General features: G+C 43.2%; 24 protein-coding genes and 1 other annotated feature (1 of these 25 only partly in view). Of the genes, 16 read left to right on the plus strand and 8 right to left on the minus strand.

The window, feature by feature from the left end; all coding sequences use genetic code 11:
• Positions 1-66: a binding site (T-box leader), on the plus strand; it begins 138 nt to the left of the window's first position.
• Between the two features lie 38 nt (positions 67-104).
• The 8 genes from AB1K91_RS00590 to AB1K91_RS00625 all read left to right on the plus strand — a co-directional run bounded on the left by AB1K91_RS00590 (position 105) and on the right by AB1K91_RS00625 (position 6,965).
• Entirely contained in the window at positions 105-557 is a 453-nt protein-coding gene (locus AB1K91_RS00590) for an HIT family protein (RefSeq protein ID WP_413087395.1), read from the plus strand.
• On the plus strand, positions 550-1,338 hold the full coding sequence (locus AB1K91_RS00595; RefSeq protein ID WP_413087396.1) for a PP2C family serine/threonine-protein phosphatase: 789 nt from the start codon (positions 550-552) through the stop codon (positions 1,336-1,338). The genes AB1K91_RS00590 and AB1K91_RS00595 overlap by 8 nt, the downstream gene beginning before the upstream one ends.
• Positions 1,339-1,556: 218 nt before the next feature.
• Positions 1,557-1,964, plus strand: coding sequence for a lactococcin 972 family bacteriocin (locus tag AB1K91_RS00600; RefSeq protein WP_413087397.1), 408 nt, complete (start codon positions 1,557-1,559; stop codon positions 1,962-1,964).
• Between the two features lie 59 nt (positions 1,965-2,023).
• On the plus strand, positions 2,024-4,174 hold the full coding sequence (locus AB1K91_RS00605; RefSeq protein WP_413087398.1) for a DUF1430 domain-containing protein: 2,151 nt from the start codon (positions 2,024-2,026) through the stop codon (positions 4,172-4,174).
• A gap of 2 nt (positions 4,175-4,176) precedes the next feature.
• Positions 4,177-4,794 carry an ATP-binding cassette domain-containing protein gene (locus AB1K91_RS00610; protein ID WP_413087399.1) on the plus strand — a complete coding sequence of 206 codons (618 nt, stop codon included), beginning with the start codon at positions 4,177-4,179 and terminating at the stop codon, positions 4,792-4,794.
• Positions 4,795-4,949: 155 nt separating this feature from the next.
• The gene (locus tag AB1K91_RS00615; protein ID WP_413087400.1) at positions 4,950-5,168 is read left to right on the plus strand and encodes a hypothetical protein; all 219 of its coding nucleotides are present in this window, start codon (positions 4,950-4,952) and stop codon (positions 5,166-5,168) included.
• 94 nt (positions 5,169-5,262) lie between these two features.
• A complete protein-coding gene (locus tag AB1K91_RS00620) occupies positions 5,263-5,916 on the plus strand; it encodes a DUF3298 and DUF4163 domain-containing protein (protein ID WP_413087401.1) in 654 nt (217 codons plus the stop codon).
• A gap of 83 nt (positions 5,917-5,999) precedes the next feature.
• A complete protein-coding gene (locus AB1K91_RS00625; RefSeq protein WP_413087402.1) occupies positions 6,000-6,965 on the plus strand; it encodes a Gfo/Idh/MocA family protein in 966 nt (321 codons plus the stop codon).
• 36 nt (positions 6,966-7,001) lie between these two features.
• Here the strand turns inward: AB1K91_RS00625 and AB1K91_RS00630 are convergent, their stop codons facing one another.
• Genes AB1K91_RS00630 through AB1K91_RS00650 form a run of 5 tightly spaced genes read right to left on the minus strand, consistent with a single transcriptional unit; the run spans position 7,002 to position 11,111 of the window.
• Positions 7,002-7,658, minus strand: coding sequence for an ABC transporter permease (locus tag AB1K91_RS00630; protein WP_413087403.1), 657 nt, complete (start codon positions 7,656-7,658; stop codon positions 7,002-7,004).
• 15 nt (positions 7,659-7,673) lie between these two features.
• Positions 7,674-8,591, minus strand: a complete 918-nt coding sequence (locus tag AB1K91_RS00635; RefSeq protein ID WP_413087404.1) for an osmoprotectant ABC transporter substrate-binding protein — start codon at positions 8,589-8,591, stop codon at positions 7,674-7,676.
• A gap of 18 nt (positions 8,592-8,609) precedes the next feature.
• Positions 8,610-9,263, minus strand: coding sequence for an ABC transporter permease (locus AB1K91_RS00640; RefSeq protein WP_413087405.1), 654 nt, complete (start codon positions 9,261-9,263; stop codon positions 8,610-8,612).
• Positions 9,264-9,281: 18 nt separating this feature from the next.
• On the minus strand, positions 9,282-10,412 hold the full coding sequence (locus tag AB1K91_RS00645; RefSeq protein ID WP_413087406.1) for a betaine/proline/choline family ABC transporter ATP-binding protein: 1,131 nt from the start codon (positions 10,410-10,412) through the stop codon (positions 9,282-9,284).
• A gap of 15 nt (positions 10,413-10,427) precedes the next feature.
• Positions 10,428-11,111, minus strand: coding sequence for a TetR/AcrR family transcriptional regulator (locus tag AB1K91_RS00650; RefSeq protein ID WP_413087407.1), 684 nt, complete (start codon positions 11,109-11,111; stop codon positions 10,428-10,430).
• Positions 11,112-11,274: 163 nt separating this feature from the next.
• Between AB1K91_RS00650 and AB1K91_RS00655 the strand changes: the two genes are divergently transcribed.
• Entirely contained in the window at positions 11,275-13,323 is a 2,049-nt protein-coding gene (locus tag AB1K91_RS00655; RefSeq protein WP_413087408.1) for a CocE/NonD family hydrolase, read from the plus strand.
• Positions 13,324-13,337: 14 nt separating this feature from the next.
• On the opposite strand, the gene AB1K91_RS00660 is transcribed toward AB1K91_RS00655, so the two are convergent.
• Complete coding sequence (locus AB1K91_RS00660) at positions 13,338-13,979, minus strand: DUF975 family protein (protein ID WP_413087409.1); 642 nt, start codon at positions 13,977-13,979, stop codon at positions 13,338-13,340.
• A 196-nt stretch (positions 13,980-14,175) separates the two neighbouring features.
• Between AB1K91_RS00660 and AB1K91_RS00665 the strand changes: the two genes are divergently transcribed.
• The 5 genes from AB1K91_RS00665 (at position 14,176) to pbp4b (ending at position 17,475) form a co-directional block, all read left to right on the plus strand.
• A complete protein-coding gene (locus AB1K91_RS00665; RefSeq protein ID WP_093726263.1) occupies positions 14,176-14,505 on the plus strand; it encodes a PadR family transcriptional regulator in 330 nt (109 codons plus the stop codon).
• A complete protein-coding gene (locus AB1K91_RS00670) occupies positions 14,502-15,251 on the plus strand; it encodes an HAAS domain-containing protein (RefSeq protein WP_413087410.1) in 750 nt (249 codons plus the stop codon). The genes AB1K91_RS00665 and AB1K91_RS00670 overlap by 4 nt, the downstream gene beginning before the upstream one ends.
• Before the next feature lie 99 nt (positions 15,252-15,350).
• Positions 15,351-15,545: a helix-turn-helix transcriptional regulator gene (locus tag AB1K91_RS00675; protein WP_413087411.1), complete on the plus strand. Its 195-nt coding sequence runs from the start codon at positions 15,351-15,353 to the stop codon at positions 15,543-15,545.
• Between the two features lies 1 nt (position 15,546).
• Positions 15,547-16,014, plus strand: a complete 468-nt coding sequence (locus tag AB1K91_RS00680; RefSeq protein ID WP_413087412.1) for a hypothetical protein — start codon at positions 15,547-15,549, stop codon at positions 16,012-16,014.
• Positions 16,015-16,143: 129 nt separating this feature from the next.
• Entirely contained in the window at positions 16,144-17,475 is a 1,332-nt protein-coding gene (pbp4b, locus tag AB1K91_RS00685) for a penicillin binding protein PBP4B (RefSeq protein ID WP_413087413.1), read from the plus strand.
• 24 nt (positions 17,476-17,499) lie between these two features.
• Here the strand turns inward: pbp4b and AB1K91_RS00690 are convergent, their stop codons facing one another.
• On the minus strand, positions 17,500-18,093 hold the full coding sequence (locus tag AB1K91_RS00690) for a C39 family peptidase (RefSeq protein WP_413087414.1): 594 nt from the start codon (positions 18,091-18,093) through the stop codon (positions 17,500-17,502).
• 174 nt (positions 18,094-18,267) lie between these two features.
• On the opposite strand from AB1K91_RS00690, the gene AB1K91_RS00695 reads away from it, so the two are divergent.
• A complete protein-coding gene (locus tag AB1K91_RS00695) occupies positions 18,268-18,360 on the plus strand; it encodes a putative holin-like toxin (RefSeq protein WP_244499261.1) in 93 nt (30 codons plus the stop codon).
• A 145-nt stretch (positions 18,361-18,505) separates the two neighbouring features.
• Here the strand turns inward: AB1K91_RS00695 and AB1K91_RS00700 are convergent, their stop codons facing one another.
• On the minus strand, positions 18,506-19,231 hold the full coding sequence (locus AB1K91_RS00700) for an ArsR/SmtB family transcription factor (RefSeq protein WP_413087415.1): 726 nt from the start codon (positions 19,229-19,231) through the stop codon (positions 18,506-18,508).
• Between the two features lie 88 nt (positions 19,232-19,319).
• On the opposite strand from AB1K91_RS00700, the gene AB1K91_RS00705 reads away from it, so the two are divergent.
• On the plus strand, positions 19,320-19,913 hold the full coding sequence (locus AB1K91_RS00705) for a flavin reductase family protein (protein ID WP_413087416.1): 594 nt from the start codon (positions 19,320-19,322) through the stop codon (positions 19,911-19,913).
• Positions 19,914-19,921: the final 8 nt, after the last annotated feature.

A 19,921-nucleotide genomic window follows, 5' to 3' on the forward strand; every position in this document is an offset into this window, starting at 1 on the left:
AGTTTTCGAGGGTGAGCAGCTTTCTCACCGAAAAAGAGTGGTACCACAATGTCCATTGTCTCTTTACGAGACGATGGGCATTTTTTTATAAGGAGGAAAAATGAATGGGAGAATGCTTTATCTGTGACAAACATGCAAATCGTTTGCAAGTGAGCGGAGCGTGTATCTTTGAAAATGACTACATTTATACCAGTCATATCGATAAGCAAGGAAAACCCACTTATCTAGGCCACATCATGCTTGATTTAAAACGGCATGTTCCGCAGATAGGGGATATGACAGAAGAAGAAGCAGCTGCATTCGGTATTGCAATGAAACAGGTTGCCAAAGGGTTGCAGGAGGTCTTTTGGGCAGAACATGTGTACACGCTTGTCTCCGGGAATGCAGTGCCTCATGTTCACATGCATATCATCCCCAGATATGCTGGAACACCAGAAGAATATTGGGGACCGATGGAAGTATATGCTTGGCCGGATGCACCTTTTGGCGGCGAGGCGGAAATCAAGCATGTTACCGAGAAATTGCAGCGCTTTATGAAAGGGAATGCTCATGCATAGCTTCAGTTGGACAGGCCATCAACGTGCATTCTTGGATACACCTGATGTAAGACAATTCGGAAATCTGGTGTTAGGAAGGCTCGGCGGAATGACGAGTGCGGGTCAAACGAAAAACGAAGATGGCGTATTGTTGTTTACCGGAGGGGATTGGGAGTTCGTCTTGCTGATGGATGCACATCATACAGCAGATAGTGCCAGACTTGTTGCCGAAACACTTTTGAAGGAGGAGACTTCCTTGAGAGCAGCTTCCGAGTCCGCGGATGCCTTTTTACAAGTGCCGGCATTCGTTACCGCTCAATTATCCAACCCTTCTTTCCTGGATGCATGCCAAAATGCAACCGGAGAGACTGCTTGCCTTTTCGTTTTCCGCAAAGATGCCTATGTGTGGTGGCTTTCAGTTGGGGATTGTCTTTTCTATATTTTCCATGAAGATCTAGCGAGAATGGGTGAATTCGAACAAAATACACGACATTTTTTCGAATGGATCGGTCGGCAGAATGCCTGGACATTGCCTGTCCCTTCGTACACAACTGGTACAAGGCAGCTGCGGAAAGGAAAGAATCGGCTTTTCGTAACGACGGATGGCTTGCTGGAATGTCCAGGGCTCCATGTGAAGGGACAAGCGTTATATCGTATGTTATCCAGTACAGAAGATGAGTTGTTTGTAAAAAAACTGCTCACTGATTTGAAAGACCATTTTGTACGGGATAGCTGTACTTTTATCTGCTGGACCATAGAAATAACCAACGATGGGTTGATGCCCAGTGATGTAAAAAAATAGTATTGAATAGCAGCAGGTAATATATTACTAGTTACTAAATCATAGTTAAAAACTGTTGCTTTCTAAAAGAAATGCTAAGAAAACTGCTATATGAATAAAGACTAAAGTAACAATTTGAAAATTATTACAAATATTACTTGTTTTGCACTGAGATACTTATATAATGAAATCACACCTAGCGATTACATTATTTAACAATTAATGGAGAGGTGATTGATGTGTCAAAGTTGAAGAAGGGTTTGGCAGGAGCTTTATTGGCTGGTGTTATTGTAGGCGGGATTTCAGGAGGGGTTTCAGCATCAAGTAATGGACTTACTGAAAACGGGAACTCTGAAATCATCAAAGCAAGTCAAGGAGTAACGGAAAGCTTCGTTAAAGACACACAAACTGGATTCTCAATTAATGCAGAATCCGGGGAAAAAGCCGGCGGTTATTGGATCCGAGGCAAAAGGGATGGCAGAGTGATTTCCGAGTATAAACATTATACGAAAGAAGGACGAGCTTCTGTTACCAATGGTGCCGGATACCATGATGATGGTGGATGGAAAGCAAAGGGTCTGTGGAGCAAGGCTGACTTGGATTGGAGCTTCTGGGGAACTAACAAGGCTTACTACGATTATAGATAAAAAACAAGGTGATAATGCAAGGGTGTTTTCACTCTTGCATTATTTTATGAGGTGAAATTGTGAGAGCAATCTTAGGGTTTTTAACTTCTTTATTCCTTTTGATAAGCCTGTACGTTATATATGATTTACTGGAGCAATACAAATTCAACGAACTGCTATATGAAGATAGAACGGCAGTAGCATTTAATTTTAGTGACTATGAAGGAAACCCCAACGACTTACTTGAAACATATGCTGAACGATATGATTTAGATATCTCTAAATATGTATTTGTAAATCAGGATTCCATCCGGGTATTCACTACCGATCCTACCCTCGGCTCCCGTATTGATGGGATAGATGGTGTTTTTCCAAAGAAGGGAACCACACAATTTATAACAAATCGTTTCAATGATTCCAGCAATGATAAAAGTGGATCGTTCCATTCCGGAGAAAGTACGATTGCTATATCCATCTGGAATTTAGATAACCAGAAACAAGCCAGTGCAAGCGGTATTTATTACATAGATGATAAAGCTGGTTCCATTTCCGCCATGCTGGATCAGCTGCAAAAGGATGGGGTTTCTTCGGAGCTGATAGAAGCACGTATAGACCCGGTAGTGATCAGCCAGCCGCTGACCTTTCTCATATCACCGCTTATCATTCTCCTTACTATGATCGGTGTAATTTCTTTCTACCTGATAAATCGAAGCGACCAAGTCATGCTTTATAAAGTGATGGGGTACTCTTATGGCAGAATATCCATTATCTTAGTGAAAAAGCTTATTTCACCTTTGATTGCGGCCGTTCTGACAAGTTATATTCTATATCTGATTTTCCGTGTTATTACGAAGAAAGAGATTCTGAATTTGTTAGACTTTACGCTTCTGTACGCAGGAGTGGCAGTAGTACTATTTGTTGGAATAGTTCTTTATACGTTCCTGCTGACAGGCTTAATCTTTTCCTTTGGGAAAGAATACGAGGCTTTGAAAGGCAAGAGGCTTTATAAAACATTGATGGCACTCAGTTATGTAATGAAGATTTTATTTCTTATTGCGGCTGTTGGTGCTCTTTCGCAATTGGATCAAACGAAGAAATCACTGGAAGATTACCAAGATAATCTGGAAACATGGAATCAAACAGAGAATTTGTACCAAACGGTTCTGTATTCCACTGGACAAGTTGATCTAGCGATAGAAAGTGTGCAAAATAACAACTTAAAGCAGGTATATAATCAATTAAATCATGAACTGGATGGTTTTCTGATTGATGCGAGCAACTATGAAATAAGCTCTAACGGAAGCTATTTATACGAGATGAACACAGATGACGAGAATGCGTCGACCTCTCCTTATGGAAAAGCGATAACTATAAACGAGAACTATTTGAAATTCAATGAGATCCAGGCAGAGACGGGAGAAATTGAAGGATCTATCGTATCTGACGCTTCTGTCACGAATTTATTGGTTCCTGCATCCCTCAAAGACAAAGAAAATGAAATCAAAAAGAACTTCCTGGACTATTTTTATTTCCAGAAGGTCGAGGTAGGGAACATTTATAGAGAAGCAAAGGGTCAGGAACTGGATGATACCTCTAAAGACGATTTAGCTATAAATATCATCTATGTACGAGATAACCAAGAATACTTTACGTATAACTCTGACAATAAAGGAGAAGGGGATTACTTTATTAAAGACCCGATTGCCATTTTAGATACTGGACAGTTCGATGATTCCTATTATATGAGCTATTTGTCCAGAGCGTATTTCTTTTATACAGATCAAGCAGAACCTACTCAGAAATTAGAGGAGATTGCAGGCGAACATGATGCAGCATCACAGGTTAATTCCGTTATCTCTGTCTTTGATGAGTATGGGCAGGAAATACAAGAATTGAAAACAGACAATTATTTATTATTGCTGGCGGTCATTCTATTATATATCGCTGCATTCACCACTAGCGTTTACTACACAATATGTCACTTTTATAACTATAAAGTGGAAGTATTATTGAAAAATATTCACGGCTATTCGTTTTTCAGAACGAACAGAACACTGCTGATATTGCAATTTTTGAGTTATTGCATTCTTTTATTAGGGATTTTGTTTGTATCATTACCTTCCCTAATTGTCATTGTATTCGGAGGTATAATAATTGATGCCTTGCTTGTGATTGGTTTAAGCAAATATTACACCGCCAATATGCATACTAAACTCAGAAGAGAGGCATAGAGATGATCAAAGCTACTCATCTAAAGAAAAAATTTAAAGAGAAAACCATATTTGATGATTTTTCTTTGACAGTGAAAAGCGGCGAGTTCCTATCCATTACAGGGGAGAGCGGAAAAGGAAAAACAACTTTAATTAATCTATTGAGTCTTCTGGAAAAGCCGGATAGCGGAGATATAGAATACGACGGGATTAAAAACCCTAATATGAAACAGACGATGCTGCTGCGAAGGAATGAGTTTGGTTATCTATTTCAGAATTACTCTTTGATCAATAACGAAACGGTAGAGAAGAATATCCTTTTGGCCATTGCTTATAAAAAGATGAACGATAAAAAAAGAATGATACAAGAAATCCTGGCGAAAGTAGGTCTTTCCGGTTATGAAAAGAAACGGGTCTATACGTTGAGCGGGGGGCAGCAGCAACGAGTTGCACTTGCACGAGTCATTGCGAAGGACTGCAAGTATATATTTGCCGATGAACCAACAGGAAATCTCGATATCAAAAATAGGGATGCCATCTTTCAGCTATTACAGGATATGAACAATACTGGGAAGACGATCATAATGGTTACGCATGATTTGGAGATAGCAAAAGCTACTTCTGCACAAATGGAGATTTAACAGGAACAGCTCTGTGAAAGGAAAGCCATTGCCTGAAAGGAAATGGCTTTTTAAGTGCCCATAACATCACGGGGGGATTTTTAAGACTGATGTAGAATTTATTTTTTGAATAGAAGTTGCTTAAATATAAGCCCATTACGAAATAGGAGGAACGAATGACGGACCCAGTAATGGAAAGTGATGGAGTGAAAGTAGTATTCGTCTTTCAAAAGAATGAAGAGATCGTAGAAACCACGTTGAATGCAGCTCAGCTAACAGCATTATTACATGCTAAGCAAGTATGGATCGAAAAATTCAGCACTACCTTAAAGATTGAAAACACAATCTGGTCCTATGGAAACAATACGGCATCATTGCAGATTTATGTAAAATAAGCAGAACGAATGCCTACTTCCCTCGCGATATAGCTCATAATTAATCGGTGACCTGCACAAACTGTAAACGAGATGAAACAGTGGAGGGAAACTGATGAAGAAAGCGATGATCATGCTTGTGTTTGTGCTTGCCTATTCTGTCTTTATACAACCAGTGCAAGCACTGCCGACGAAAAATGTAATCGTAGAAACTGAATACTATAATGACATTGATGAGTTGAAATACCCGCAAGTGAAGCATGCTGGAACCCCAAAGGTTACGCGGATGATCAATAGTGATTTCAAAGCATATATCGAGAAAGCTGCTGAGGCACGTAAGGAGAATATCGAGGCTGGCCGGAAATATGATTATGACCCGGATTTTCAAACAGATTTTGAAGTGAAATATAATTCGGACCACCTGCTCAGCATATTAATGAGCAGCTATATATTTACTGGGGGAGCACATGGTTCAACGGCCGTAGAATCGTTTAATTACGACTTGAAGGATAAGAAGCGCGTTTATTTGACTGATATCCTGCAGACACCGAGTCAGCTAAAGAAGGTCCAGCATTATGTATTCACCTACGCAAAGGCGAGGCCGGAGATATTTTATCCCGACCTCAAGAAAGAAGATATTCATCTGAATGAAAATACAGCCTTCTTCTTCACTGATGATGGAATTGCGCTTGTTTTTCAGCAGTATGATATTGCACCATATGTATCAGGTAATCAGGTAATTAAAATACCGGAGAAAATATACAACTAAGAAAGAAGCCATGGAAGTATGCTGCATCCATGGCTTTTTCGGGTATATCTAAAATAATACAAGAGAGAAATGGGGAGAAACGGATGATTAATTGGGCTATTCTAGGACCGGGTTCGATTGCACACCATTTTGCGGCAGCCTTGAAGGAAGAAGGGCAATCCTTACTGGCAGTCGGGGCAAGGAATAAAACGAAAGGGCAAGCTTTCGCAGAAAAATTCGATATACCTAGAGTGTACGAAGGATTCCAGGGCGTGTTGGATGATTCGGAAGTAGATGTTGTATACATAGCTACGCCGCATGCTTTTCATTATGAAACGATTATGGAAGCTCTGCATCATGGGAAGCATGTGTTTGCGGAGAAAGCAATTACAGTGAACGCAAAGCAGCTAGAGGAAATCACTGATTTAGCTACAGAGAAACAATTGATTGTGGCTGAAGCCATGACTATATATCATATGCCGATTTATAAGGAGTTAAAGCAATTGGTAGATGCCGGCAAGATCGGTGAGATTCAAACTTTGAGTGTGAACTTCAACAGCATCAAGGAAAACGATCCCGGGAATCGTTTCTTCAATCCTGAATTGGCAGGCGGAGCGCTTTTGGATATTGGGGTTTATGCCTTGTCATTTGTACGTCTGTTCATAAAGGATGAGCCAAATGAAATCATCAGCACAGTTACAAAGCATGAAACCGGCGTCGACCAGCAGGCAGGAATCATCCTGAAGAACAGGCAAGGACAGCTCGCTGCCATTACATTATCTTTTATGGTGGAATCTCCTGAACGTGCTACTGTCATGGGGACAAAAGGATTCATCGATATCGAACGGTTTTCGCGGGCTGAGAAAGCCACTGTTTGTTATATAGAAGAAGGTAAGACAGAAACAATGGAGTCTGGAGAGACGGCGAAGGCTTTGCAGTATGAAGTCAGGGCGATGAAGGAACTGATCGAAAAGGATGTTCCACATGTAACATTGCCGTATACGAAGGATGTTATGAACATCATGGATCAACTTCGGAAGCAATGGGAAATAAGCTTCAGCTTCGAATAAAAAAATGCTCCGGGTATTTCCGGAGCATTTCACTATTTAGCTCAATTTTCTGCTGTTGGCAGGAGAAAGCAACCGTTCGAACCAACCCATGACAAAGTCGGCCAGTACTGCCATAAGCGCAGTCGGAATGGCGCCTGCTAGAATGATGGCCCCGCCTTCTGCTGCATTCGTACCTCGGACGATAATGGAGCCTAACCCGCCAGCACCGATGAATGTACCAATTGTTGCGATACCGATTGCGATGACAAGCGCGGTGCGTAAGCCGGCCATGATAACAGAAAGTGATAAAGGAAGCTCAACCATCCGCAAAATCTGAAATCTTGTCATTCCCATGGCATTACCTGCTTCTTTCAATGTCTTGTCAACGCCAAGAATACCGGTATACGTATTCTTTACAATCGGAAGCAGGGAGTAAAGGAACAACGCCAGGATGACGGTGTTCGTCCCTAATCCCATCACCAGCATGAGGACAGCGAGCAGGGCAAGGGCAGGAATTGTCTGGATAACGTTCACAAAGGAAATAACCCAGGGGCTGAGTTTGCTGTAGCGGGCAATAACGATTCCGATTGGGATACCCACGATAGCAGCGAATAATACGCCGTAAGCAGACATTAAGAAATGTCGGTAAAATTCAGTCCAAACGTAAGCTCCATTATCATTATAATAGGTCACTAATTCTTTCAGTAAGTCCAAGTTTCCGCACCTCCTTTATTCATCTTCGAAGTAGTTATGAGCTTCTAAATACTCTTTGGCAATCGTGCTAGGTTCTTTTTTCTCGATATCAGCTTGATAATTCAGTTCAATGATTGTGTCATTATCGAATTTCCCTACCAGCTTTTGTAGGATATCATCGATCTCTGGATGTTCTTCCAGCAAGTCATTAGAAGCAACTGGGGAGGCATCATAAGGAGGGAAGAAATGTTTATCGTCTTCCAAGGTAGCCAAGTTAAATTGCTTTAGTCTGGCATCTGTGGAGTACGCCAGAACAGCATCCATCTTCTTATTGTTCAAAGCAGAATAAACGAGTCCAATCTGCATCGGGTAAACTTTATTGAATTCAAAGCCATATTTCTTCACGAATTCGTCATATCCGATTCCCTCACGGTTGATCCAGCTGTTATCCACACCAAATAGGTATTTATCGGCAACCGATGAAAGGTTTGAAACCTTCTCCAATCCTTCTTTCTCAGCTACATCTTGTCGTACGGATAGGACATACGTATTATCGAATCCATATGTGTCGTACCATTTTTGATCAAATTGATCCTGAAACTCTCGCTGAACGATTTCCATCGCTTCCTCGGGATCGTTTACCAGATCCATATGCAAGGCTCCACTCAAATCGGTACCGGTATATCTCGCTGCGGAAATATCCACATCACCATTCACCATCGCTTGATGCATCACGATCGAAGAACCCAAGTTGCCGACAATTTCGGCATTTAAATCTGTATAATGCTCAATCATGTATTTCTGTATATAGCCGAGCGTCTGTGTTTCGGAGGTGGTGACTGTACCGATTTTGATCGTTTCCCCTGATCCGCCGCCCAGACCAGGGAGTGAACAGCCAGACAGAAGAAGGGCTGTCAACATACCGATCATGATAAGTTTGGTTAGCTTTTTCATTTTCGTCGTCGCTCCTTCCTATGCGGTTTCCTGCTGCGCACTTCTTGTTGTCGGTGTGAGTTTGGTTTCGATTCTGCCCAGGATAAAATCGGCGAGCAAAGCCAAAATGGTCGATGGAATCGCACCAGCTAAAATCAGTTCTGGCTGATAAAGATTCAACCCATCGAAAATGAAGTCCCCGAGTCCGCCAGCTCCGACGAATGAGGCTAATGTGGCCCAGCCGATAAGATAAACAGTGGATACCCGGATACCAGCCATGATGACGGGTATTGCGAGCGGCAGTTCAACACTGAAGATAAGCTGTGCATTGGTCATGCCCATACCACGACCTGCTTCCAGCAGATTTTTATCTGTATTTTTAATGCCGATGTAGGTGTTTCGGAGAATCGGCAGCATGGAGTAGAAGAATAAGGCGACAATGGCGGGCACTTTTCCTACACCTAATATTGGAATGAAGAATGCCAAGATGGCAAGACTTGGGAAGGTTTGTATGATACTGATGATACGGATGACTGTATCAGCTGCGCGCTCGAATCTGGTGAGCAGGACGCCGACTGGTACAGCGACTAGGATACCGAGAAGAACGGCAATCAATGAAATATATAAATGCTCCCACGTTTTCAGGGCAAGTGTGCTGCCTTGTTCCTGGAAGAATTGAATTAATGCATCCATATGGTCTGTGCCTCCTTCTTAGTTGTCATCCTCATCACCCCAGATAGATTCATAGACTAGATCGGCAAGCGTCGCCCGAGTGACGATACCTTTCAGTCGATTTTGATCATCCACTACAGGTACATATTTCGTATGCCTGCGGAGCATTTTTTGGATGGTATCCCGTATGAGGCTGTCTTCTTTGACCCGATAAAGCTCTGTTTCGACAATTTCACCGACAAGCGTCGATTTTTTTCGGTTTTCCTCGATATCCTCTACGTCGATGTAGCCTTCAAGTGTCTGATCTTCTCCAATAACGAGCAAGGAATCCACGCGTTTCTCCTTCATCCGCTGGATAGCGGTGGATAATGTCTCTTCTTTATGAACAGTTGCCGGTATCTTATTCATGATTTGACCTACTGTTTTAACATCTGGTTTTGTTTGAATCAAACGCTCTTTTCCGATGAAGGATTCGACAAATTCATTTGCTGGATTACGCAGGATTTCATCAGGTGTATCAACTTGCACGATTTCTCCATCCCGCATGATGACAATACGATCCGCCAGTTTGATAGCTTCATCCATGTCGTGGGTTACGAAGACGATCGTCTTGCCTAGCTTTCGCTGCAAATTCTTGAATTCTTCCTGTAATCCATCACGTGTAATCGGGTCCAGCGCACCAAAAGGTTCATCCATCAGAATGAGTGGCGGATTGGAAGCCAGTGCACGCAAAACACCGATCCGCTGCTGCTGTCCGCCGCTCAGTTCCTGTGGGTAACGATCCAGGTATTCTTCCGGCAGATTGACCAGTTTGATCAATTCTTTTGCCCGCTCCCGCCGCTTGTCCTTGGACCATTGAAGCAGCTTTGGGACAAGCGTGATATTTTCGCTGATTGTCATATGCGGAAACAGCCCGATCTGCTGGATGACATATCCTATTTCCCTGCGCATCTGCACCCGGTTTTGTTTCATGATATCTTTGCCATCGATCAGAATTCTTCCTTCGGTTGGCTCGATCAGCCGGTTGACCATTTTCATACTGGTCGTCTTACCACAGCCGCTCGGTCCGATAAAGCAGATGAATTCGCCTTTTTCTATTTCTAAATTCAAGTTATTCACGGCTTTTTTGCTGCCGCTGTAGATCTTTGTTACATTCTCGAATGTCAGCACATGATAACCTCCTGTTTACGGTGCATATTTATTGTCCGAAAAATCGAAAGCTGTCTCATTCCGGACGATTTCAGTAATGTATTGCATCGTTTTTTTCATCGCGCGTTGTGGATCGTATGATCGGCGGTGGTTCAGCACATTGTTGAACATCCCTTGCCAGATGAGGATCGTCAATTCATTGATGGCATCTACATTCTTTTCACTGATTTCTCCAGCTTCGAGTGCCAGTTCCAAGGCAGAGCGCCCCCGTTTGGACATATTGCGTTCCAATAATGTCGAGTGCAGTTCCTCTGGAATATTGATCAGATCCTTAGGAAATTTTGTGTAATAACGTTCCAGCATATTTTCTGGGCTGTCGCCAAGATCCATGATGAAAATGGCATGGAATAGTTTTGGATAACGGAAGGAATACGTACAAAAGCATTCCCAGGCTAATAAATACTTTTCCAGAGGCTTATCGGATCGATTCATATAAGCGACGACTTCTTCGGTATAGTCCTTCAAGAATGTCATGGACGCAAAGAAAATGAGATGAGATAGATCGGAGAAGTAATTATAAATCGTGGCACTATTGTAGCCAGCACGATCCGCTACTTTCCGGATCGTCACTTTTTCTAACCCTTCCTCGCGGATAATATCTGCTGTCGCTTCCACAAAGTATTTCCACATCCGGCTCTTTTGGATTTCTTTCTTGTTCATCGTGCTTTTCTGTCTCCTTTACATACGCGTTCGTGCTCGCCTCCCCATGGTTGTTAAGTCGTAATCGCGTATGATATTATAATCAAAGTTAAAAAGTAATCATGATTATAAATTATAGCATAGTCATTTTTTAATGCAAATTTGCCTAGGAAGGAAGATAGCGATGGTATTCAATGTGCGAGATAACCAGCTGCAAATAAAAACATCATATCCGCATTCCGTTAAAGAGATACGTCATGTTTGGATTCCGATGCGTGACGGTGTGAGATTATCAGCAAGAATCTGGATTCCTGAAGACGCAAATGAAACACCGGTACCAGCGATTCTGGAATATATCCCTTATAGGAAAGGTGATTTCACCGCTTTGCGTGATTCCATCCGCCACCCTTACTTTGCGGGCCATGGATATGCAAGTGTACGCGTGGACATTCGCGGAAGCGGCGACTCAGAAGGCATCCTATATGATGAATATCTGCCGCAAGAACAAGATGATGCAGAAGATGTATTGAAATGGATAGCTGATCAAGCCTGGTCGACTGGTAAGGTAGGCATGATCGGGAAATCTTGGGGAGGATTCAATGGTTTGCAGGTTGCAGCCAGACGACCACCTGAATTGAAAGCTGTCATCACTATTTGCTCGACAGATGATCGGTATGCAGATGATGTGCACTATAAGGGCGGGGCGTTGCTTGCTTCCGATATGCTTTGGTGGGCATCGACGATGTTTGCGTACAATGCAAGACCTGCTGATCCGGAAATTGTCGGGAAGAAATGGCGGGAAGATTGGATCCGGCGAATGGATGAGACGCCACCCTTTGCAGAAGAATGGGTACGTCATCAGCGCCGGGATGCTTATTGGAAGCACGGCTCAGTCAAGGAGGATTATGCAGACATAGAGATACCTGTATTTGCTGTCGGTGGCTGGGCGGATGGTTATACGAATGCCATCCCTCGTTTGCTGGAAGGATTGAAAGTACCGAAAAAGGGACTGATTGGGCCATGGGCGCATGAATATCCGGAAGTTGCAATACCGGGGCCATCAATCGGTTTCCTGCAGGAATGCTTGCGTTGGTGGGATTATTGGCTGAAAGGTCACGAAACAGGCATCATGGAAGAGCCGATGCTTCGTGCCTGGATGCAAGAAAGTGTTCTGCCTGAGGTGGAATATGAAGATAGACCAGGTCGATGGGTTGCAGAAACACAATGGCCTTCCCCGCTCATTGAGCAAAAATCTTTCTACCTGCATGGACAAACGCTGAGTGAAGAATCTGGTGCCGGTATGCCGGTCACTGTTGCAAGCATGCAGCAGCATGGTCTTTACGCGGGTGTATTTTGTCCGTTTGGCCAGCCGGGTGATATGCCATCCGATCAACGTCTGGAAAATGGATTTGCGACTGTATTCACCAGTGCTCCTTTAGAAGAAAGAATGGAAATACTCGGAGCATCTAAACTGGAGCTGGAAATATCGAGCGATCAAGAGCAAGCACTGGTGGCAGTCCGCTTGAATGACGTCGCTCCAGATGGAAGTGTTACACGTGTAACATGGGGCATGCTCAACCTGACTCACCGTAACAGTCATGAATTTCCTGAAGAATTGACGCCAGGTGAGAAAATTTCAGTGACGATCCAATTGAATGATATTGCCCATGCACTTCCGGCCGGTCATCGCTGGCAAGTGGCAGTCGCGCCGACATATTGGCCGCACGCTTGGCCATCTCCAAAAGCAGCAACGCTTACGATTTATCCTGGTGATAACACAAAACTGCTGCTCCCGGTTAGGGAACCACAGGCCATTGATGAGCAACTGTCTCCTTTTCAGCAGCCTGAAACAGCACCTGTGCTGGAGAAGGAAATCTTGCGCCCGGAAAGTCGCAAGCGCCAAATACGGTATGACACGGTGGGGAAAACCTGGATATTGGATGATTATTCAGATGAGGGTGCACGAAAACTCGCAGATAGCGGTTTGGAGTACGGCAGTACGAACCGTAATGTCTACACAATTAAAGAAGGCGAACCTCTATCCGCCAGCGTCCAATGTGATTGGACAATGGACATCGGGCGTGGGGAATGGCAGACACACTTGGATCTTTCCTGTAACATGTGGTGCGATGACATGTACTTTTATCTAAAGCATGAACTTCACGCATTTGAAGGCGAAAAAGAAATCTTCACGAAGGAATGGAATGAAAAAATCCCCAGGGAGTTTATTTAGGGGAGAAGCAGGCATCACTTGGATGCCTGCTTTATTTTTAGTTCATAGAAGCTTGCCATGGTAGTACGGACATAAGGCTCTAACCAAAAGAGCCCAATAAATAGGGTGAAGATGCTTAATATAGCCCATCCAATAAAGCTTAGCTGCAATACAAATAGCGCCCATTTGAAGCCTCGCATCTTTTCTTTGCTCTCCCGGATAGCATCCAGTGGTGAGTAATCTGGATGTTCACGCAGGATGTAAAGTGTCTGGGAATAGCTATAAAATTTGATGATGCCAGGGATAACCAGCAGCAAAGTCCAAAATGTCAGCAGGACGACTAAAATCAGTCCTGTCAGCATGTACCGCCAGAAGCGTCTAAAAGGTGAAAAAATAAATCCAAAGGAAGGGCGCTCTCCTTGGACAAGACTTTGAAGCATCCAGGTTGTTCCGACATATAGAGGCATTAGCAGCACGTAATTTATCAAGGTGCCTTGGATATTAGCAATAATGTCTTCTTTTAAAGTCGTTATTTCATCCAAGCCGAGCAAAGGGTTGGTTAACAAAGTCAATGCAGTCGAAATAACAGCAAAGAGAAATACGGCAAGTACGCTTTTACCCCAATTGCCGCTTAAGCTTTCCAATGCATCATGCTTCATTGTTTGATTATCAATCATATGCATGTCCCCCCAGTTTTTATATGTATATGAGTATGATTTTATTGAGCATACCACACAATTATGGAAAAGTATGGTTGTGTTTGAGGGAAGCTTATGCTACAGTATAACTATCTTGCAAAACAAAGTAGTTAGTCGGCTTCTTTTTTTTGATCAACTACCTTGCTAAACAATATAGTGGGGAGGAAAAGTAAATTTGTCATCCAGCCAATTATTAAAAGGCATTCTCGAGGGCTGTCTGCTCTCGATCATTGCGGAACGCGAGACGTATGGCTATGAAATGGTGGAGAAGCTTGCAGCCTATGGATTTACTATGGTAAGCGAGGGCAGTATCTATCCATTGCTGCTGCGGATGAAAAAAGAAGGTCTCGTCACGACGACAAGTAAAACATTGCCATCAGGCGGACCGAAGCGGAAATATTATCAATTAACTGCAGAAGGACGGACAGAATTAGCAGATTTCAAGGTAAGATGGGCAGAAGTTTCGTCCAGTGTTAATAACATTCTAAGGAGGGAACAATCATGACATTATCCAAGGAAAGTCAGGCGTTTCTCGATAACTTGCGGATTTATCTATTTGCCAGCAATAAGAAGGAAGATGAAGTAAGTGAGTTATTGGAAGAACTTGAAGATCACTTGTATGAAGCGGAACAGAATGGCAAAAGTGTCGAGCATATCATCGGGAAGTCTCCGAAAGCGTACATGAAGGAAATAGAAGCAGAGGTGGAAGCGGATGGAAAGTTTTGGCTTATATTTGTACCGCTTATCCTATTGAATGCCTTTGCGTATCTCATTATGAATAAGGCGATAGCGGACGAAAGAGATTATTCCCTGCTGGTGCTCATTGGAAATCCCTTGGTATTCATTGTTACCATACTCCTGCTGTTTGGAATGTATCGCTTTATAGCAGCAAACAAACTATCAAAAAAAGTTACCGTCATGCTATATATAGTGATGGGATTTGCTCCTACTGCCATGTTCACGGGAATATTGGTGGGAGATCTCTTTATTGAGACACCAGTGCTGACAATCAGTCCGTCCATGAATATAGCTGTGATTATTGCCGCTTGCTTCATTTTCATTGCGGCAGCACTATATTGGAAAACGTGGATTTCCGTCATTGTTCCAGCAGTTCTTTATATTCCACAGGTGATTTTACGTTACATCAATATAGAAGAGGAAAGCAAACTTATCATCATACTCTCGATCATTATCGCTTTCTCTCTCTTTCTAGTGATCTGGCAATTTAGACAACTCAAAAAAGATAATTAACGCATGCAGAGGCATGCGTTTTTGTCTTGACTCAAAGCTGCGCATGATGTAATGTATATATTGCAAATGTAATATATACATTACATGGGAGTCTGACATATGCAAAACAAAGTGAAATTTACAAGAATGGAACGAAAGATGACGCAGGAACAGCTTGCCCGCCAGGTGCGTGTCACCAGACAGACAATCGGCTTAATCGAAAAAGGAGAGTACAATCCGACACTGCAGCTTTGTGTTGCGATTGCAAAAGCATTAGGAAAGACATTGGATGATCTATTTTGGGAGGTAGAGTGAGATGGAGAAAACATGGATTCGTTTTTTGCTGCCGAATGATGAATATAAGCGGAGGAATATGCTGGTTTACTTTGCAGAAGCTGCTATATTACTGCTGATAGCGATAATCTCCCTGATTGTTATATCCCGCTTTGAGCTCATCCTTATGGATAATTTGGTTGTACTGATATGTATGATGTTCGGGACAATAGCTTATGTTTGGGTTCGGTATATTCTGTCTGGTATGGAGTTTGCCGAAGTCATGACGGAAAAAGCGTATCGACGAGAGAGAAAGCTGGTAGTAGTTAAATCATCAACTTACTTCCTTGTGTTCAATGGTATGGTTTCGTTGTATTATTTGTTTGGAACGATGGAAGTGTCTTTGTTAGAAGGTCTGATGGTCAGCTCGCTCGGAGCATTATTGCTATTTGTAACAAACTTTATATCCCTTCGAAGGTCCTACCAAAAAAATCGGGAATTAATTGACTGACCTGTAAATTTACCTGTAATCAAAACTGAAGCACTGCATATCGCAGTGCTTTTTTCGTGTTTTTTGGGTAGAGAAAGGAATTTGTCTTGGCTTAAGGGAAAAAGTAGACAAGACAAAGGAGGAGATCGGATGAAACGTATTGGCCAGCAGTTTGCTATTTTCCCACTTATATTCTTATTATTATTTGTCCCTACGGAAGCTTTTGCTAACACCAATGAGTACCCAACATTGGAAAAGGTGAAGAGGGTTGAAGAAGCGGGATTCACTAAGGAAGGTTTAGCGAAAGTGGATGAATTAATTGAAACCGACATTGAAAATGGATTTCCGGGAGCGTCATTGATCATTATAAAAGACGGAAAGATCGTGAAGGATTCCCGCTACGGTTACCGGCAAGTGTATGACGGACTGGAGGAGCTCAAAAATCCGAAGAAAGTGAAGAAGGATACATTATACGATCTGGCTTCCAATACAAAGATGTACGCCACCAATTTTGCATTGCAGCATCTGGTCAGCGAGGGAGACATCAGATTGACGGATAAAGTCAGTGACTACATTCCAGAATTCAAAGATGAGGCAAATGCAGCGATAAGAGGGAAGGATACGATTTTGATTCAAGATCTGCTGCAGCACCAAGCGGGTTTTCCAGCGAGTATCGAATTTCATAACCCGGGTATCGCAGGTGCATTTTATTCACAGGACCGCGAACGTACCATCAAACTCCTGCCAAAAGTGCCGCTCCAATATGAGCCAAGAACGGACCATCTGTATAGCGACATTGATTATATGCTTCTGGGTGCCATCGTGGAACGTGTGACAGGGGAACGACTGGATACGTATGTGGAAGAAACTTTCTATGAGCCGCTCCGTTTGAAGCATACGATGTTCAATCCATTGGAGAACGGTGTGAAAGCGAAAGATGTGGCAGCGACAGAGCGGCTGGGCAATACACGAGATGGGTATTTCTCTTTCCCGAATATCAGGACGGAGACGATCATTGGAGAAGTCCATGATGAAAAGAGCTATTATGCAATGGATGGTATATCCGGGCATGCGGGACTTTTCTCGACCACCAATGATATGGCTGTTCTGCTGCAAGTCATGTTAAATGGTGGCGGATATGGCAAATGGGGATTTTTCAATGAAGAAGTAATCGACCAGTTTACAGCGGCTTCTCCAACAAATGAAACCTATGGTCTTGGCTGGCGCAGGAATGGAGATGAAGGGACAATGGATTGGATGTTTGGTTCCTTGGCAAGTGATACAGCTTATGGACATACAGGCTGGACAGGAACCGTTACGATCATCGATCCGGAATATGATCTCGGGATTGTACTGCTGACGAATAAGAAGCATACACCTGTACTTGATCCGGAACAAAACAGCAATCTATTCGCTGGAGATGAATATGCCACAGGCGATTATGGTCCTGTTGTACAAGCAATATATGAAGCGATGAAGTAAAACACGGTCATGAACCGTGTTTTACTATGTAATAACGAGTGCGCGTCTTCCCATCGCATCATAAATCTGGATAAAGTGGGCTTTTTCAACTCTTATATGTTCTCCGCTTTTTTCTGTTGATTCACAGTCATGAAAATAAACATACTCGTCATCGACACCAGTGACGACAATGCAATGCAGCGGTCGTGGTGCTTGTACGACTTTACCAGTTGGCGTATGCCAAATACGTGGAGTTGGCATGTCATGGTGAATCGTAAACCAGACTAAAACGGGATGTCCATTTGCTATATGTGTTTCAATGACACGAAATTCCTTTTGATACAATGCCAGACTTCCTGGCCGGTACTTGTCGGCAACTTGCTTCAACGGATTCGGGTTAATTGTGATACCATTGCCAAAAGCGTCTCCGACAAAACCGTCTTCCGGATCGCCCCAAATGCGGATCGTTCCGTCTTCAGTGCGTTCGGCAGGGGCACCATCCTTTGGCATTTCACGGGCTAATGTCAGTTTATCGACAGTTTGTCCGTAATAAGATAATGCCATTGCCAAGGCAGTTACTTCACAGCCGGAAGGAAGTTCAGGGTTCTGCTTGATATACGGTACATCAAGTAAAGGCATATTCCATCCCACCTTAAGTGTTTTTCTAATTATAGCAATATACCAACTTATAATGTCAGAAAAATTCCATCAAAAGTAAGATGTAGCTTGGAGGCTTGGCTGATATAATGGACAGACAATAGCATAGATGACTCAAGGGTGGTCGGCTCACTTATCCCTCCAGGGAGGGAGGTGATGCCTCTGACGGTATTCGAAACGCTGACGCTGATGATTTCATTCGGTACGCTCATCGTTGCGATCATGTCTGATAGAAACCAAAAAAAATAACCACCCTTGAGTGACGGCTCATGATGGGTAGGTTATTTTTCGCTCTTTTGTGGGCTGATTCCTTTGAGGAATCCTTGCTATTGCTTGACCGTTTGGTGTTACCAGCACCAGGCGGTCTTTTTGTCGTTGTTATCTTATGCACATTTTATCGTAAATACACCTTGTTGTCATGTGTTTTATGCTTGTTCGTTATGTCCAAATCGAAAATCTCGGCAAAACCATTTCTTCCTATCTCGGTAAGAAGGAGTGCCCGTGATCCGGATTTTCTTTTCAACCAACCTAGCTCCAAAAAACACTCCAGCAATGCATTCCCTAAAGAACCAGCCAGATGATGCTTGCGCTCGCTCCAGTCCAGACAGCAGTGGCAGAATGAACGCCTTTTTCCTCGGATTGCTTCCAGATCGACACCAAAACTGGAGAAGAAAGTTTCTCCCTTTGGTGTGAGGATGTATTGATCTTGATCTTTCTTTACATATTCGTTTGAAGTAAGCGTTTCTGCAACCAGTATGCCCAGTGAACCAGCAAGATGATCATAGCAGGTCCGGGCATAGCGGATGGCTTGGTCTTCTGCTGCCTGATTGAACGAGGAGACTTTGACAGGCGGTGTAATTGTCAGCAGAGATTCGATGACTTGCGCGATTGCGGGGTCCTTTAACCCGTAATAGCGATGGCGCCCCTGCTTTGTCTGTGCAAGGAATCCAGCCTCCTCCAGTTTTTTAAGATGGAAGCTGGCTGTTTGTGGAGTGATGCCGGCAGCTCGGGCAAGCTCCCCGGACGTATGGAACCGACCATCCATCATCATGGTGAGCATGATACTGCGTGATTCTTCACTGAGCAGGCTGGCAGCTGCTGCAACGTGCGGCGAGTGCAAATCGATTCTCCTTTCCAGGTATCCATATTTCGATGGCGTTCGTATTATCTTTATTTTAAGCTAAAGATGGAAAGGGGAGAAGTAAATTATGGTACATAAAACAATAAATCCAAAAATCTTATATTATGGCAACCCAGTTGTCCTGCTTACGACAGTTAACGAGGATGGGACAACAAATATCAGTCCGATTTCTTCCTCATGGGCATTGGATCATTTTCTAGTCATCGGCCTCGGTACCGACGGGAAAGCATATGAAAATTTGAAGCGCCGTGGTGAATGTGTACTGAATGTTCCGAGTCCGGATTTATGGCGGCATGTGGAGAAGCTTGCTACTTGCACAGGAAAAGAAATGATTCCTCCAGGTAAAGCGGCATATGGCTGCGTCTACGTTAAAGATAAATTCCGTGAAGCTGGCCTGACAAGAAAAATATCCTCAGTAGTGAGTGCGGATGCTGTTGCAGAATGTCCTTTACAGATCGAAGGGAAAGTAAGGCACACCAGGGAGCCTGACTATATGGAGGGTATTGCTATTGTAGAGGTCGATGCTGTTGCCGTCCATGCACAAGAAGACATTATAAAAGAAGGGCATCATATCGATCCTGGTAAATGGAGTCCACTTATCTATAACTTTAGACATTACTTTGGTCTTGGTAAGGAATTAGGGAAGACCGTGCGGGCGTAATGGAGCAA

This window comes from Terribacillus jepli (assembly GCF_047228925.1).
Lineage (GTDB): Bacteria > Bacillota > Bacilli > Bacillales > Amphibacillaceae > Terribacillus.

Bases quoted from the DNA above. Each gene is read 5' to 3' on its own strand.
- AB1K91_RS00590 (WP_413087395.1), top strand. From the start codon at position 105: ATGGGAGAATGCTTTATCTGTGACAAACATGCAAATCGTTTGCAAGTG.
- AB1K91_RS00595 (WP_413087396.1), top strand. From the start codon at position 550: ATGCATAGCTTCAGTTGGACAGGCCATCAACGTGCATTCTTGGATACA.
- AB1K91_RS00610 (WP_413087399.1), top strand. From the start codon at position 4,177: ATGATCAAAGCTACTCATCTAAAGAAAAAATTTAAAGAGAAAACCATA.
- AB1K91_RS00615 (WP_413087400.1), top strand. From the start codon at position 4,950: ATGACGGACCCAGTAATGGAAAGTGATGGAGTGAAAGTAGTATTCGTC.
- AB1K91_RS00620 (WP_413087401.1), top strand. From the start codon at position 5,263: ATGAAGAAAGCGATGATCATGCTTGTGTTTGTGCTTGCCTATTCTGTC.
- AB1K91_RS00625 (WP_413087402.1), top strand. From the start codon at position 6,000: ATGATTAATTGGGCTATTCTAGGACCGGGTTCGATTGCACACCATTTT.
- AB1K91_RS00635 (WP_413087404.1), bottom strand. From the start codon at position 8,591: ATGAAAAAGCTAACCAAACTTATCATGATCGGTATGTTGACAGCCCTT.
- AB1K91_RS00640 (WP_413087405.1), bottom strand. From the start codon at position 9,263: ATGGATGCATTAATTCAATTCTTCCAGGAACAAGGCAGCACACTTGCC.
- AB1K91_RS00650 (WP_413087407.1), bottom strand. From the start codon at position 11,111: ATGAACAAGAAAGAAATCCAAAAGAGCCGGATGTGGAAATACTTTGTG.
- AB1K91_RS00655 (WP_413087408.1), top strand. From the start codon at position 11,275: ATGGTATTCAATGTGCGAGATAACCAGCTGCAAATAAAAACATCATAT.
- AB1K91_RS00660 (WP_413087409.1), bottom strand. From the start codon at position 13,979: ATGATTGATAATCAAACAATGAAGCATGATGCATTGGAAAGCTTAAGC.
- AB1K91_RS00670 (WP_413087410.1), top strand. From the start codon at position 14,502: ATGACATTATCCAAGGAAAGTCAGGCGTTTCTCGATAACTTGCGGATT.
- AB1K91_RS00675 (WP_413087411.1), top strand. From the start codon at position 15,351: ATGCAAAACAAAGTGAAATTTACAAGAATGGAACGAAAGATGACGCAG.
- AB1K91_RS00680 (WP_413087412.1), top strand. From the start codon at position 15,547: ATGGAGAAAACATGGATTCGTTTTTTGCTGCCGAATGATGAATATAAG.
- pbp4b (WP_413087413.1), top strand. From the start codon at position 16,144: ATGAAACGTATTGGCCAGCAGTTTGCTATTTTCCCACTTATATTCTTA.
- AB1K91_RS00690 (WP_413087414.1), bottom strand. From the start codon at position 18,093: ATGCCTTTACTTGATGTACCGTATATCAAGCAGAACCCTGAACTTCCT.
- AB1K91_RS00695 (WP_244499261.1), top strand. From the start codon at position 18,268: ATGCCTCTGACGGTATTCGAAACGCTGACGCTGATGATTTCATTCGGT.
- AB1K91_RS00705 (WP_413087416.1), top strand. From the start codon at position 19,320: ATGGTACATAAAACAATAAATCCAAAAATCTTATATTATGGCAACCCA.